Annotated in this window: 15 protein-coding genes and 1 other annotated feature; of the genes, 2 read left to right on the forward strand and 13 right to left on the reverse strand. The window is 34.5% G+C overall.

Annotated elements, in window-relative coordinates; translation table 11 throughout:
• Positions 1-80: 80 nt before the first annotated feature.
• Together EHE19_RS18780 and EHE19_RS18785 are read right to left on the reverse strand one after the other, a co-directional pair.
• Positions 81-488: a hypothetical protein gene (locus EHE19_RS18780; RefSeq protein ID WP_137698802.1), complete on the reverse strand. Its 408-nt coding sequence runs from the start codon at positions 486-488 to the stop codon at positions 81-83.
• A gap of 372 nt (positions 489-860) precedes the next feature.
• On the reverse strand, positions 861-1,019 hold the full coding sequence (locus EHE19_RS18785) for an Hsp70 family protein (protein WP_137698801.1): 159 nt from the start codon (positions 1,017-1,019) through the stop codon (positions 861-863).
• 493 nt (positions 1,020-1,512) lie between these two features.
• Between EHE19_RS18785 and EHE19_RS18790 the strand changes: the two genes are divergently transcribed.
• The gene (locus EHE19_RS18790) at positions 1,513-2,187 is read left to right on the forward strand and encodes a response regulator transcription factor (protein WP_137698800.1); all 675 of its coding nucleotides are present in this window, start codon (positions 1,513-1,515) and stop codon (positions 2,185-2,187) included.
• Positions 2,184-3,221, forward strand: a complete 1,038-nt coding sequence (locus tag EHE19_RS18795; protein ID WP_137698799.1) for a sensor histidine kinase — start codon at positions 2,184-2,186, stop codon at positions 3,219-3,221. Before EHE19_RS18790 ends, EHE19_RS18795 begins: the two co-directional genes overlap by 4 nt.
• 122 nt (positions 3,222-3,343) lie before the next feature.
• Here EHE19_RS18795 and EHE19_RS18800 read toward each other — a convergent pair whose 3' ends face one another.
• The 11 genes from EHE19_RS18800 to panC form a co-directional block, all read right to left on the reverse strand.
• Complete coding sequence (locus tag EHE19_RS18800) at positions 3,344-3,601, reverse strand: hypothetical protein (RefSeq protein WP_137698798.1); 258 nt, start codon at positions 3,599-3,601, stop codon at positions 3,344-3,346.
• A gap of 152 nt (positions 3,602-3,753) precedes the next feature.
• On the reverse strand, positions 3,754-5,331 hold the full coding sequence (gene cimA, locus EHE19_RS18805) for a citramalate synthase (protein WP_137698797.1): 1,578 nt from the start codon (positions 5,329-5,331) through the stop codon (positions 3,754-3,756).
• Positions 5,332-5,727: 396 nt separating this feature from the next.
• Positions 5,728-7,269, reverse strand: coding sequence for a 2-isopropylmalate synthase (locus EHE19_RS18810; RefSeq protein WP_137698796.1), 1,542 nt, complete (start codon positions 7,267-7,269; stop codon positions 5,728-5,730).
• Positions 7,270-7,423: 154 nt separating this feature from the next.
• Complete coding sequence (ilvC, locus tag EHE19_RS18815; RefSeq protein ID WP_137698795.1) at positions 7,424-8,419, reverse strand: ketol-acid reductoisomerase; 996 nt, start codon at positions 8,417-8,419, stop codon at positions 7,424-7,426.
• 99 nt (positions 8,420-8,518) lie between these two features.
• Positions 8,519-9,028 (reverse strand): acetolactate synthase small subunit, encoded by a 510-nt coding sequence (gene ilvN / locus EHE19_RS18820; protein ID WP_137698794.1) that lies wholly within the window; start codon positions 9,026-9,028, stop codon positions 8,519-8,521.
• A gap of 71 nt (positions 9,029-9,099) precedes the next feature.
• Entirely contained in the window at positions 9,100-10,722 is a 1,623-nt protein-coding gene (gene ilvB, locus EHE19_RS18825; protein ID WP_137698793.1) for a biosynthetic-type acetolactate synthase large subunit, read from the reverse strand.
• A 230-nt stretch (positions 10,723-10,952) separates the two neighbouring features.
• Positions 10,953-11,214: a binding site (T-box leader), on the reverse strand.
• A gap of 210 nt (positions 11,215-11,424) precedes the next feature.
• Entirely contained in the window at positions 11,425-11,784 is a 360-nt protein-coding gene (locus tag EHE19_RS18830) for a hypothetical protein (RefSeq protein ID WP_137698792.1), read from the reverse strand.
• 216 nt (positions 11,785-12,000) lie between these two features.
• Entirely contained in the window at positions 12,001-12,468 is a 468-nt protein-coding gene (gene tadA, locus EHE19_RS18835; RefSeq protein ID WP_137698791.1) for a tRNA adenosine(34) deaminase TadA, read from the reverse strand.
• Positions 12,469-12,500: 32 nt separating this feature from the next.
• Positions 12,501-13,529 (reverse strand): Gfo/Idh/MocA family protein, encoded by a 1,029-nt coding sequence (locus tag EHE19_RS18840; protein WP_171003633.1) that lies wholly within the window; start codon positions 13,527-13,529, stop codon positions 12,501-12,503.
• A gap of 118 nt (positions 13,530-13,647) precedes the next feature.
• Entirely contained in the window at positions 13,648-14,031 is a 384-nt protein-coding gene (gene panD, locus EHE19_RS18845; protein ID WP_137698789.1) for an aspartate 1-decarboxylase, read from the reverse strand.
• An 11-nt stretch (positions 14,032-14,042) separates the two neighbouring features.
• Positions 14,043-14,888: a pantoate--beta-alanine ligase gene (gene panC, locus EHE19_RS18850; RefSeq protein WP_137698788.1), complete on the reverse strand. Its 846-nt coding sequence runs from the start codon at positions 14,886-14,888 to the stop codon at positions 14,043-14,045.
• Positions 14,889-14,890: the final 2 nt, after the last annotated feature.

The raw sequence follows: 14,890 nt of genomic DNA on the forward strand, positions 1-14,890 counted from the left end.
ATACTTTTTCTTTGTACTATTTCTTGCAATAAATCATTAGTATACAGAAATTATTGTTTTGCAACAATCCTATTTATATGTCAGCGAACCTTTATATTAAAATCATTTTTGCAGCAAGGGCAGCTTACAACATGGTTGCCTTTTTTACGTGGTAAGCGAAGAATCTTTTTGCAGCTTGGACATGTGCGAAAACAATGTGTTTTCCTTTCTTTGATTCTTCGAATTGTCAATTTAAACTTTCCCTTTACAGGATTCCAAATCTTTAAAAACTTTTCGTTTTCCATACGTCTTTTATTTATATTTTTAGAAAAAGCTCTAAATATCATCAAAGCAAAAACACCAAATATTAAAACCATAATTATATAACTTCTAAAAAATGTATTTAAAGTTATTAAAACAAAACATGCTATAAGACATGCATAATATAATTGGTCTTGCCCGTACCTTCCATACATAAAGCGGAATAGCTTATCTTTAAAACTTCCCATTTTTTCACTCCTTTTTAAAATTCCCAACAGCACATGCAATACATATTTTTAAAACAACGACCAAAACATAACTTAATTGCATTCATTGCCGACACATAAAATTATAGTGCTGTTGCTGATATACACGTCCTCTATTTTATTCACTTAATATTCACTAGTACTCACTATTATTTGGTTCCATTTGTGCAGCAGTTTTTGCATAAACTTAGTGCAGCAAATGTATTTTCCTTACCAAAATTGACAATTACACAATAATAGTACCACTCAGCACTCTTATGCGCAACATTGCTGTATAGTTACGCTAATCAATTTTTGCTTTTTATGCCACTTCTTTTCCACTGAACAACATAATGGGCTTTTACAAGTTCTAGACTATTTCCCTTTTAATTTCATTATAAAATAATCAACAAGGCAACTATCAAAATCATCACCGCCCAGATGATTGTTTCCTGCTGCAGCAAATTCTTCAATAACTCCATTGTTGATGTCAATAATTGATACATCAAATATTCCTCCTCCCAAGTCATACATTATAACATTCTAATTGGTTTTCTCATCTCATTTACTGCTGTAGTTATAATTAAGGTATATTTTATAGAATTAATAAATAATGTATTAACCCTTACTAAACGTTATATTATTCTTATGATTTGTATTATTTGTTGAAGTTCATAACAATAGATATTTATTACTAACTCAACTTAGCATTGATAACATTGATAAGGTTAAACAGCTACCAATTTATGCTAAAAAGTTGAATTACCTATTTTATATAAAATTATACAGCTGAAATTTAAACTGAATATTAACTGGCTAGAAATTAACTATCTGCCTTCATACCATCTGCAGTTATATCACAAAGAGCATATACTATTAGCTGCATTTTCAACGGATGCATAATAACGCATTTTTCTATCTTTTGTTTAAAATCAGTTTATATTTACTTGATATAATTTTTATAATATAGTATATACGGCTATTATTATTTCCCTTTGTATTACGAACTTTGTTAAGGAGGCATTTCATGGTTTGCATTATGGTTGTAGAGGATAACAATAATACTAGAAAATTAATGGAAGCAGTATTACTTCAAAATGGATACGAAGTCATTCTTGCTGAAGATGGTATTGATGCACTGGAAAAAATGGAGAACCATCATGTAGATTTAATTATTGTTGATCTTATGATGCCTCGTATGGATGGTTATGAATTTACTGAAACTCTGCGTAAATGCAACTATAACCTTCCAATATTAATGGTTACAGCAAAAGAGACTCCAGCAGATAAAAAGAAAGGGTTTCTTGTGGGAACTGATGACTATATGGTTAAACCTGTTGACGAGGAGGAAATGCTTTTAAGAATTGCAGCATTGCTTCGCCGTTCAAAAATTGCCAATGAACATCAGCTAGTAGTGGGAAATACTATTTTGGATTATGATTCTCTGACTGTCACTCAAAATGGTAATACTCAGGAACTTCCAAACAAGGAGTTTATGTTGTTGTTTAAATTGTTATCCTATCAAAATAAAATTTTTACCAGACGTAGTTTAATGGATGAACTATGGGATATGGATTCAGATACTGACGAAAGGTCAATAGATGTTCATATTAACCGATTACGTGATCGCTTTAAAGGAAATACTGATTTTGAAATTATAACAGTTAGAGGACTTGGATACAAGGCGGTGATTAAGTCATGAGCAGATTAAAATCTCTAAATATCTCAATGGTATTTATTGTATTTTGGATTATGATATCTTCAGGACTTTTGACTTTTGCTAGTTTTATATTTTTATCTTTTGTGGGATTATTTTCCATTTTTGCCCTTACACCTGCTTTTTCTCCTATGATTACATTGATTGTTAGTTGCATAATCGGAACATCTATTTCTGCAGCTACCAGCAAAAGAATCTTGAAACCTTTAAACCAACTTATAAAAGCAACAAAGATAGTATCTTCCGGTGATTTCAGTGTACGTGTAGATGAGAAAAGCAGCAATTATGAAATATCTGAGCTGCTCAAAAATTTTAACCAAATGGCAGAGGAACTAGGAAGTATTGAAATGTTTCGAAATAACTTCATAAATGATTTTTCTCATGAATTTAAAACGCCCATTGTTTCAATCCGAGGCTTTGCAAAACAGCTGCAAAATGAAAATCTTTCAGCAGAGAAGCGTAGGGAATACGCTGATATTATTGTGAGCGAATCTGAGCGTCTAGCAAATATGTCTGCAAATGTACTTTTACTTTCAAAATTTGAAAACCAAAAAGTTATAACCAATCAAACTGAATACTATCTTGATGAACAGATTAGAAACTGCATAATACTTTTTGAAAAGCAATGGGACAATAAACATCTTGAAATAAATATTGATTTAGAACCCATTAAAATTTACAACAATGCAGAAATGCTTTCTCATTTATGGATAAATCTCATTGAAAATGCAATTAAATACTCTGATGAAAACGGCTGTATTTATATCAGTTGTCGTGAAAATAACAATAAAATTGAGTTTATAATAAGCGATACTGGTAGAGGCATGGATGAAAATACAGTTAAGCATATATTTGATAAATTTTATCAAGGAGATAAATCCCATGCAACACAAGGTAATGGAATAGGTCTGTCAATAGTCAAACGTATTATAGAACTTTGCAAAGGCGAAATCACTGTAGACAGCAGTTTGGGACAAGGTACTACCTTTTTTGTAAAATTACCTAAAATCCATGGATAGCAAATAATATGTTAATAGCTAAAACTAAAATGACTAATCTGCCCATACCAGTCTATAACCGTATCGTTCAGATTAGTCAATTCATTTTATGCAAATATAAATATTTTGCACATATAGTATAATCAATACAACATTATTTCAAGTCTGTCAAAACTAATAACCTCACCAAAGTGATTACTATCAAAACTTGTTTTTCTATATATTCCAAATTCCTTTGAATTCTTTTTCAGCCACAAAGGAACTTCAATATCAAGTTCTTTGCAAAGTAAAATAAGGCAATCCTCCAATTGACTCCTGAATTCAACTGAAGAATCTTGCGGCTCTACCCATGCTTCTTTAATTAACTTTCCATGCTTGATTATTCTGCCATAAAGTTTCACTGATATTCCCCTTATAATAATATAGCAACGTAAGAACTACCATAAATACAGTGTCCTTACATTTCTATAAATTTTATTTCAGCTATTTTCTATTATATTATACTTCATGTGAGAATAATATCAAAACATATTATAAAGTCATGAGCACTGAACTAAACACATATTTGTGATTTTATAAGCTTATGCTCCACTGAATCCACCAACGCTCTCCAACTAGCTTCTATAATGTCAGTTGATACTCCTACCGTTGTCCAGACCTCTTCACCATCGGAAGTTTCAATTAAAACTCTAACCTTTGAAGCTGTAGCAAAATTTGAATCCAGAACCCTAACCTTATAGTCCGTTAATTTTATTTCAGCTATTTGTGGATAGAATCTTTCCAATGCTTTTCTTAATGCGCTATCCAATGCATTTACAGGTCCATCACCTTCAGCAGCAGTTATTTCAGTCTGCTCACCAACTTTAATCTTTATCATTGCAGAAGAACTTACACTACTAACTGTCGGTTCATCTACTATTACTTTAAATTCAACTAACTCAAAAAATGGCTTATACTTGCCAAGTATTTTACGTATTACCAACTCAAAGGAACTCTCTGCACCCTCGTATTGATACCCCTCATATTCCAGTTCCTTTAATCTTTCAATTATTTTCTTTGTCTCAGGAGAATCTTTTGTTATAGTACTGTCAACCATGTTTATCATACTCATAACGGCACTTCTTCCAGCGACCTCAGACATTAGAATATTTCTCTGATTACCAACTACAGTAGGATTAATCATTTCATACGCAGAGGTATTTTTATTAACGGCATCTGCATGCATTCCAGCTTTATGGGCAAATGCGCAATTCCCAACAAATGGAGCTCTTTCATCATGAATAATATTAGCAACCTCACTGACATATCTCGCTATAGGAGTCAATTTCTCCATATTTTCCTTAGGAATGCATTCATAGCCCATCATCAATTGAAGATTTGGTATTATTGTACAAAGGTTTGCATTTCCGCATCTTTCACCAAATCCATTTATAGTACCTTGTACTTGAGTCGCTCCAGCTTCCACTGCAGATATAGAACCTGCAACAGCCATACCATTATCATTGTGACAGTGAATACCAATTGCACAGCTTATTTTTTGACAAACTAATTTTGTCACCTTCCCAATATATGAAGGAAGGCTTGCACCTTTAGTATCACATAGACATATAGCATCTGCACCCGCTTCATAAGCAGTCTTAAGTGTGGTCATTGCATATTCAGAATTTGCATTATACCCGTCAAAAAAATGCTCCGCATCATATACCACTGTTTTACCTTTTTGCTTAAAATATTTTATTGTATCATAAATCATACTTAGGTTTTCATCTAACGTAGTTTTAAGAATCTCTGTCACCTGGAAATCCCATGCTTTTCCGAAAACTGCCACTGCCTCGGTTCCTGCATTAAGCAAGGACTGTATATTCATATCTTCCTCAACCTTAATGTTTGCTCGTCTAGTAGCACCAAAAGCTATTATTTTGGAATTATTAAGCTTTAGCTTCATAACCTTTTCAAAAAACTCCAAGTCTTTTGGATTTGAACTTGGATTTCCAGCCTCTATATAATCAACACCTAGTTGATCAAGCTTTCTAACTATTTTTAATTTATCTTCAACAGTAAAAGAAATTCCAAGTGCCTGTGCTCCATCCCTTAATGTTGAGTCATAGATAATTACTCTATTATTTTCCATACGCCTTACTCCTTTCCCTATAATATATACACAAACCTCAAAGAGCCTATCCACATTATATCAGGTATGAATTAAACCTAGTCCGAACCCTGTAAGCTATAAGTGAGAATTACCAATTGTTTGTTCAATTGCCTGCTTCAAGAAGACCAACATGCAAATACTTGGCTTTTTACTTAATAAGTCCCACAAAGCTATAACTTTCAAACATAAAATTGAAATTTTTATGTATAAATAACATCCACTTTCTATATAATTTAAACGCTATACTGCGCAATAGAGCATCTCTTTAAATCTGTAATTTCTAATGACAAATTTAAAATAATTGCAAAATATAAGATTAATAAATAAATTAAAAAAGCAACCCCTAATAGGAGCTGCTTTTTCAAGCGGCTCCTATTAGCTAATTATATCCTTATCAATTTCACTTTTGCTGCCTATCTCACTAATTGATCTGTTAATAGCATTTAGATATGCCTTAACACTTGCCTCTATAATATCAGTACTAACAGCTTTACCTAAATATACTCCATTATCATTTGATATTTTTACTGTTACCTCACCCAATGCATCTTTACCTTCTGTAACAGCCTTTATACTGTAATGAACCAACTCAGCATAAACACCTGTCGCACGCTCAATTGCTTTGAATGCAGCATCAACTGGGCCATCTCCTGTAGCAGCCTCTGTAACAACTTCTTCTTCCCTTCTTATGCTGATTGTTGATGTAGAAATCATTTTGTTTCCGCTGTTTATCTGGAAACTGTCTATTACAAATATTTCAGGCACAGCTATATTTGCATCAACTAATGCTTCAATATCCTTATCTGTAACAACCTTCTTTTTATCAGCCAAATCTTTAAACTTCTCAAAAGCAGCCTTTACTTCATCTGCAGATAAAGCATATCCCATTTCCTTTAATCTTTCTTCAAAGGCATGGCGACCAGATAGCTTACCCAAAACCATTCTGTTTTTACCTACTCCTACTGACTCTGGTGTCATTATTTCATAGGTTGTTTTTTCAGAAAGAACTCCATGCTGATGTATTCCAGATTCATGAGCAAAAGCATTTGCGCCTACAATGGCCTTATTAGGCTGGACACTAACGCCAGTAAGACTTGAAACCAATTTACTTGTTCTATATATCTGTGTAGTATCTATCTTGTGAGAAATATTATAATAGTCTTTTCTAGTGTTAATACCCATTATAATTTCTTCTACAGCTGCATTACCAGCTCTTTCACCAAGACCATTAATAGTACACTCAACTTGAGTTGCCCCATTTTCAATAGCTGCTAATGAATTAGCAACTGCCATACCCAAGTCATTGTGACAGTGGACACTAATTTCTGCTTTATCTATGTTTGGAACATTATTACGTATATTTTTAATCAGATTACCAAACTCCACTGGTGTTGCATACCCAACTGTGTCTGGGATATTTACAACTGTAGCACCAGCTGAAATAACTGCTTCAACAATTCTCATAAGAAAATCTTCTCTTGTTCTACTTGCATCCTCTGCAGAGAACTCAACATCTGAGCAAAAGCTTTTTGCATATTTCACCATGCTTACTGCTCTTTCTAAAACTTCCTCTTCAGTCATTTTGAGTTTATACTTCATGTGGATATCTGATGTAGCAATAAAAGTATGAATTCTAGGACTTTCAGCGTACTTTACAGCCTCCCATGCCCTATCAATATCCTTTTGTGAGGCACGGCATAGGCTTGCTATTGATACACCCTTTAAATTCTTTGAGAGCGTCATTATAGACTCAAAATCACCTGGTGAAGCTATAGCAAAGCCACCCTCAATAACATCTACACCTAATCTTACAAGCTGTTTTGCAATCTCCATTTTCTCTTGTAAGTTCAGATTAACTCCTGGTGTTTGCTCACCATCTCTAAGTGTTGTATCAAATATTTTTATTCTTCTTGCCATGCTTATACCCCCTTCTCAGGAACACCCAACACTCTGTTCCTGTAAAATCAATTATGTTTTAATTGCCATTCTTTAATTTCTAAATTAATATTTCAGCTTATGCAACGTTGGAACAAAAAATATTATTTCGAATTTAGCATTATAATTTTGGAACTTACTTTTTGAGCCAGCTCATCATTTTTCTTAATTCTGCACCAACTACCTCAACCTGATGCTCTGATTCATTTCTTCTCATTGCAAGGAAGTTGGCTCTTCCACCTGCTGCATTTTCTGTAATCCAATTTGAAGCAAATTTACCATCTTGAATTTCTTTAAGTACTTTTTTCATTTCTTTTCTAGTCTCATCTGTTATTATTCTCTTACCTGTAACATAATCACCATATTCGGCAGTATCACTGATTGAATATCTCATTTCTGCAAAACCGCCTTGGTTGATAAGATCTACTATTAGCTTCATCTCATGTACACACTCAAAATATGCAATTTCTGGTTGATAGCCAGCATTTACAAGTGTTTCAAAGCCTGCTTTCATCAATTCTGTAACACCACCACAGAGTACAGCCTGCTCACCAAAGAGGTCTGTTTCTGTTTCTTCTCTGAAAGTAGTTTCTAGTATGCCTGCTCTTCCAGCTCCTATTCCTGATGCATAAGCCAATGCATATTCTTTTGCCTTACCTGATGCATCCTGATGGATAGCTATTAAAGAAGGTACTCCTCTTCCTTCCTTGTACTGACTTCTTACTGTATGTCCTGGTCCCTTTGGTGCTACCATTATTACATCTACATCAGCTGGTGGAACTATGAGATTGTAAACTATATTAAAGCCATGAGCAAACATTAATACATTACCTGACTTAAGGTTTGGAGCTATACACTCATCATACATAGCTTTTTGAGTTTGATCTGGAGTTAATATCATTATTATGTCTGCTATTTTTGCTGCTTCTGCTGTGTCATATACCTTAATTCCATCTGCTTCTACTTGCTTTCTTCTTGCGGAATTAGGTGTCAAACCTACAATTACATTAACTCCACTATCCTTAAGATTCTGAGCATGAGCATGACCTTGACTTCCATATCCAATAATTGCTACTGTTTTTCCCTCTAATAAATTTAAGTTACAATCGCTATCATAATACATTTTTGCCATTTCAAAATTCCTCCTAATTAAATTAATAATCAATTTTATATCACTTTAATATTTTAAAATTACAATTGAATTAAATAATATGAATGCAGTAATACTTTACTATTCTTCGTTGTTTCCTGCCTTGATGTATTTATTTCCTCTCTCTATGGCTATAGTACCAGTTCTAACTATTTCTTTTATTCCAAATTGCCTCAGCATATCCTCTAGAGCTGTTACCTTTTCATTAGTACCTGATGCCTCAACAGTTAAAGTATTTTTTGAAACATCAACTATTTTTGCTCTAAATATTTCAACAATTTGCATTATCTCTGTTCTATTTGCCGGTGTAGCATTTACTTTTATAAGAGCAAGTTCACGGCTTACAGACTCTGATGGTTCCAATGTTCTAATTTTTATAACATCAATCAGCTTATTTAATTGCTTGTTCACCTGTTCAACAGTATAGTCATCACCATCTACAACAATTGTCATTCTAGACACCTCAGGGTCTTCAGTAACTCCAACTGCCAAGCTGTCAATATTAAAGCCTCTTCTGCTGAACAAACCTGACACTCGTGATAGTACTCCTGAGCGATTTTCAACTAATACTGATAATGTATGTTTTGCCATTATATTTCCTCCCCTCACCATTTACTAAGTTAACTCAAACAAATTAATTTATATAAATTTCTCATACATGCTTATACTGTAGCTTCTTCTGGATCAACAATACATTCAAGTATATAGGTTTTGTCATCAGCTAAAAGTCTATCTAATGCAGAATCCACCTGCGAATTATCTGTTATTCTTTCTGCACTAAAGCCGTATGCCTCTGCAAGTTTCACAAAGTCTGGATTGCTGTCCAAATATACCTGCGAATACCTTCCATTATGTCTATTCTTTTGCAATTCACGTACCATACCAAGTCTGGAGTTGTTAAAAATAATTATTTTGATAGCTAAACCTTCCTGTTTTATAGTACCTAACTCAGGCATAGACATTTGGAAACTACCATCACCAGCTACTACAACTACTGTGCTTTCAGGCTTTCCTTTCTTAACTCCAATGGCTGCTGGTAATCCATATCCCATTGTTCCAAGTCCTCCAGAGGTGATAAAAGCCCCAGCTTTTCTAGCTATAAAGCTGTTAGCAGCCCATATCTGGTTTTGACCAACCTCTGTGGTCATTATGGCATCAGCTGAAAGCTTTTGTGAAAGGCTGTCTATAACCAGCCTTGGATTTACATTTTTCGTCTGTATATCTATAGTCTTTTTCCTAGTCTGCTTTGTTTCTAATACCATGCTTAGCCACTGCTTGGTATCTCCCCCTTTAACTATTTCCAATAAGTCCTCTAATACCAGCCTTACATCACCAACTACTGGAATAGATGTGCTGACATTTTTCCCAATTTCAGCAGGGTCAATATCTATATGGATTATTTTTGCCTTTTGAGCAATTTTTCCGGTTGTACCTAGCGCCCTGTCTCCAACTCTTGCACCAATAAGAATTAGTAAGTCTGTATTATTTACTGCATAATTTGCACAATATACTCCATGTGAACCTAACATTCCTAAGTTAAGTGAATGGTCACCAGGGATTGTTCCAATGCCCATTAGTGTTGTAACTACAGGAATACCACATTTCTCAGCAAACTTTGTTAATAAGTCAGAAGCCTTTGCTGTAATAACTCCGCCTCCAGCACAAATTAATGGCGATTTTGCAATCGATATGGCTTCAGCAATCTTTTTAATCTGTTGAGGGTGTCCCTTATAGTTAGGCTTATATCCTCTGATTTCAATTTCTTTTGGGTATTTAAAATCAATCTCTTGTGTCTGAATATCAATAGGTACGTCTATTACAACGGGGCCGGGTCTTCCTGTAGCTGCAATGTGAAAAGCCTCCTTTATTATTCTAGGAAGTTCTCTTACATCTTTCACAAGATAATTATGCTTACAAAAAGGTTCCGTGGCACCTGTTATATCTGCCTCCTGAAAAACATCTCTTCCAATCAGATCCGACTGCACCTGTCCCGTAATTGCAACTAAAGGAATGGAATCGGAATATGCTGTTGCAATTCCTGTAATTAAGTTAGTGGCTCCAGGGCCAGAAGTTGATACACATACACCCACTTTGCCTGTTACACGAGAATACCCGCTTGCTGCATGAGCAGCTCCTTGTTCATTCCTTGTAAGAATATGTGTAAGTGTCGAATCCAGTAAGGCATCATAAAATGGACTGATTGCTGCACCCGGATAACCAAATAGTGTACTTATACCTTCTAGTTCTAAAGACTTTACCATAACTTGTGCACCTGTCAACTTCATTTCAAACGCCTCCTTTTCCAATGTTTAGTCTGCTAATTTATTAATCAACTTTCAATAATAGCTGTTATAATCTTTTTTTTAGTAAAAATCTATTTAGGAAGTTACATTGAGTTAAGTTTCAAATTTCTTTTTGCTTTCCCTAATTTTCATAGATTTTACATTGTAAATCTTTTAATATTAATAATCGTTACTCCCATTTTGGGTAATAAAAAACCCTCGGCTCTGCAATATGCAGGGACGAGGGAACTACTCCATCGTGGTACCACCCTGATTTAATACAATTTGCCCAAATTGTATACTCAGTGAACAATCAGACGCGCATCTGTGTTCTAAGCTATAACGTAGCCAACGCCAATACCTACTGAATACATCTGTATCTTTTGATATTAGTTCTCAGGAATGAGTTATTCATGTATCTACCATACCAGCTTCCACCAACCGCTGGCTCTCTAAAATGATACAAATACATCTTGATTCCGTCATCGACTTATATTAACAAGTAGATTTTTGACTTGTTAACTTATTTACTTGTACATCTAATTTATTATAAAAATATTTTCACTAAACACAGTAAAAATTCAAAAATCTTGCAATTGCTGTAGGTTAAAGTTATTATAGCATCTAAATAATATAGCGTCAATAACAGTCCACAAACGATTTCTACCCTATTTGCTGTTTGTTTTTCATGTTTTTTGCACTACATTACAAATTCTTTACTATGTCCATAAACTTACTTTTATCTATATAATTTGTTTCTTTAGCCAAAATACCTTCTTTATAAAACCTAAGGTAAGGTACGTAATAGTTATTCCAATAGCTTTCTTTAAAAGACATAAATTCATTAAAATATTCTGTCTTATTATATTCAAACTCGTATATTTCAATATCCTCTTCAAGTTTAAGTGTATATACCCAGTTTTTCATATCTATCCACTGAGGACACCAATCTTGCGTAAGAATTACAATTACTTTGCTCTTTGAGGTTATCATTTTTGTATCAAATTCCCCATTTTTAATTGCATACATAGCCTGTTCTGTTTTTATTATATTTCTTTGTATCATATGTCTTAACCAACCTTGTTAAATTATTATAAGTTATACTATCTATATTGTTGAAGTACTCAAAATTAATTCACATAACCTCATAATATATTTAGAACTTCCAAACTAAGAGTTTGTATTCTGCCATTGCAGTATTTAGTCAATAAAAAATACTACCAAGTGTGAATTAGTATTATATTTACCCATTTTAAGCTTACATAATCATAAGTGAGAATATTATTTCATATTCTCACTTCTAACCTTTTCGAAAAAACTCTTTAATATCTCCCCACATTCCTCAAAAAGCAATCCTAGCACAACGTCTACTCTATGATTAAATTGCTGTACTCGAAACAGGTCCACTACTGACCCTGCTGCTCCGGCTCGTTTATCCATTGCACCAATAAAAAGTGTACTTATCCTAGATTGAATTATTGCTCCTGCGCACATAGGACAAGGCTCTAAAGTCACATACATTTCACAGCCATCTAGCCTCCATGTTCCCAGCTTTTTTGCAGCTTTTCGAATTGCTTCTATTTCCGCATGTGAGGTAACATCGTTCTTGGTTTCCTTTAGATTGTGACCTCTAGCTATTATCTTCCCGTCCTTCACAATAATTGCACCTACTGGTGTTTCTCCTTTTCTATATGCTAGATTTGCTTGATTTAAGGCTTTTAACATGAATTGTTCTTTTCGTGTGTACATTATTACCTCGTTATTGTTTTTATATGATATACCTAAAATTCAATAATTCGACCCTCTAAGCAACTGGTAACCATTGCTTCAATAAGCCGTACATTTTGAATAGATTGGTGTAATGGTAATCTAGGCTGCTCTAGTCCTTGTATAACAGCAGTAAAATTTTTTAGCTGAAGTGCAAAGGCATTTGACTCTTCAATCTCATAACTATCAGTCAATATGTAGTCCCAGTCTGGCTTACGATGTGTCTGAGTAATTTTAGTCTCACCAAAAATACCCCAAGCTATGGGCAAACGTAAGATACCATTTGTACATGTAATCTGTAGTTCCTCGCTGAAATTTGCCTCCTTGCTGCTTTCTATAAAGGCAACAACACCATTCTCGTACTCAATCATACCAAATATTCTAGTAAAAACTTCGTATTGCTTACTTTGAGTACCACTTGCAAAAACACGTTTTGGTGAACTCCCGCTAAAATGATTGCATGCATTTACAAGATAACTCATCCAGTCATATGCAACTCCACCACCACAATCCTTACAATATCGCCAGTCTTCCTTATTATCCGCAGCTTCTTCAGGCTCATAATTACTAAAAGTTGCACGGATGCTATCAATTTTACCGATATCTCCATATGATAAAATGCGTTCTAACTTATGGATGGCAGGATGATGAAGGTATTTACAGCCTTCCATTAAAAACGCATCATTTTGTTGAACTAACTTACCAATTGCAGTGGCTTCTTTCGAAGACAGCGTAAGAGATTTCTCGCATAGTATATTTTTAATACCTTTTTTTAAACATAATTCAATTTGTTGTAGATGCTGTATGGGCCATGTACATAAAATTACTCCATCTAATTTTTCTTCCTCAAGCATTTCTTCAAGTACAGTGTAATACCTGTCACAACCATATTGCTCTGCGCAAGACCGCGCTCTTACATCCTGAATGTCACAACAAGCTATAATTTTAACACCTTGGACTTCTATAGCTGCTTTGAAATGCTCATGACTATGTTCCCCACAGCCAACTATTCCAAGTTTAATTAGTGAATTGCTTTCACTCACTTGAAAATCCCCCTTCAGAGTTATCCTTGTGATTATAACTCTAATTATTTGATAGGTTATATAAGTAGGACTTCAATCTGCTTTAATCATAAACTTTACAATTTCTGTTTATATACTACTACCCTAACTCCCCATGCTTCTCATACTGAGTGACCTTGCTAATTCTATTCTTCTCGTCAACAAAAACCACAGAAGGCTTGTGATTTTTCGCTTCTTGGGCATCTAACAAGCAGTATGCCATTATAATAACCTTATCTCCTACATGCACACATCGGGCTGCAGCACCATTAAGACAAATCATTCCTGAGCCTCTTTCGCCTGCAATAGTGTAGGTTTCAAGACGGTTCCCATTATCTATATCTACAACATGAACTTTCTCATACTCACAAATGCCTGCAGCATCTAACAAATCTGCATCAACCGTAATACTCCCCACATAAGAAAGTTCAGCCTGCACAACTGTTGCCCTATGAATTTTACCTTTAAGCATATTAATAAACATACAAACTCTCCTTACACTTCAAAACTAAAATTATCAATTAGTCTCGTTTTCCCAATATATACTGCAATAGCCACCAATACTGAACGTTCTATTTTATCAACCTTTTCTAGAGATAGAGCATCAACCACATCCACATAATCTATTTTAGCAAGTGGTTCAGTATTTATTTTTTCTGTTATGCAGCTGATAATGGTGTTTGCATCTCTTTCTCCGCTTTCAAGTAATCTCTTTCCAATTGTAAGAGATTTGTGTAATATTAACGCTGCCTTACGTTCTAACTCATTTAAATAAGTATTTCTTGAACTTTTAGCTAAGCCATCCTCTTCTCTTATAATGGGACAGCCCACAATTTCAATATCCATATTTAGATCACGCACCATACGTCTTATAACAGCCAGCTGTTGTGCATCCTTTTCACCAAAGTATGCCCGGTCAGCACCAACAATGTTGAATAACTTATTTACTACTGTACAAACCCCACGAAAATGAACGGGGCGGCTCTTACCGCATAACCCCTTGGTAAGACCATTCATATCAACAAAGCTGCAAAAGTCAGGCAGATACATCTCTTCTGGCTCTGGGTGAAATATTAAATGAGCACCTGTTTCTTCACATATAGCTGCATCATGCTCTAAGTCCCGAGGATAGCTTTCTAAATCCTCTTGAGGCCCGAACTGCATGGGATTTACAAATATGCTAACAACAACACGGTCATTTTCTAGGACTGCACGCTGAATTAAACTTTGATGTCCCTCATGCAAATATCCCATAGTGGGCACAAAACCAATGCTTAAGCCTTCCTTCCTCCACGCCTTAACTATTTGTCGTACTTCCTGCACTGTATGAACAATATTCATTA

Origin of the sequence: Ruminiclostridium herbifermentans (assembly GCF_005473905.2) — a bacterium.
In the GTDB taxonomy this organism is placed as follows: Bacteria; Bacillota; Clostridia; order Acetivibrionales; family DSM-1351; genus Ruminiclostridium; species Ruminiclostridium herbifermentans.

Excerpts from the sequence above, each read along its gene's own strand:
- EHE19_RS18780 (WP_137698802.1), bottom strand. The coding sequence starts at position 488 with ATGGGAAGTTTTAAAGATAAGCTATTCCGCTTTATGTATGGAAGGTAC.
- EHE19_RS18785 (WP_137698801.1), bottom strand. The coding sequence starts at position 1,019 with ATGTATGACTTGGGAGGAGGAATATTTGATGTATCAATTATTGACATC.
- EHE19_RS18790 (WP_137698800.1), top strand. The coding sequence starts at position 1,513 with ATGGTTTGCATTATGGTTGTAGAGGATAACAATAATACTAGAAAATTA.
- EHE19_RS18795 (WP_137698799.1), top strand. The coding sequence starts at position 2,184 with ATGAGCAGATTAAAATCTCTAAATATCTCAATGGTATTTATTGTATTT.
- cimA (WP_137698797.1), bottom strand. The coding sequence starts at position 5,331 with ATGGAAAATAATAGAGTAATTATCTATGACTCAACATTAAGGGATGGA.
- EHE19_RS18810 (WP_137698796.1), bottom strand. The coding sequence starts at position 7,269 with ATGGCAAGAAGAATAAAAATATTTGATACAACACTTAGAGATGGTGAG.
- ilvC (WP_137698795.1), bottom strand. The coding sequence starts at position 8,419 with ATGGCAAAAATGTATTATGATAGCGATTGTAACTTAAATTTATTAGAG.
- ilvN (WP_137698794.1), bottom strand. The coding sequence starts at position 9,028 with ATGGCAAAACATACATTATCAGTATTAGTTGAAAATCGCTCAGGAGTA.
- ilvB (WP_137698793.1), bottom strand. The coding sequence starts at position 10,722 with ATGAAGTTGACAGGTGCACAAGTTATGGTAAAGTCTTTAGAACTAGAA.
- EHE19_RS18830 (WP_137698792.1), bottom strand. The coding sequence starts at position 11,784 with ATGATACAAAGAAATATAATAAAAACAGAACAGGCTATGTATGCAATT.
- tadA (WP_137698791.1), bottom strand. The coding sequence starts at position 12,468 with ATGTACACACGAAAAGAACAATTCATGTTAAAAGCCTTAAATCAAGCA.
- panD (WP_137698789.1), bottom strand. The coding sequence starts at position 14,031 with ATGTTTATTAATATGCTTAAAGGTAAAATTCATAGGGCAACAGTTGTG.
- panC (WP_137698788.1), bottom strand. The coding sequence starts at position 14,888 with ATGAATATTGTTCATACAGTGCAGGAAGTACGACAAATAGTTAAGGCG.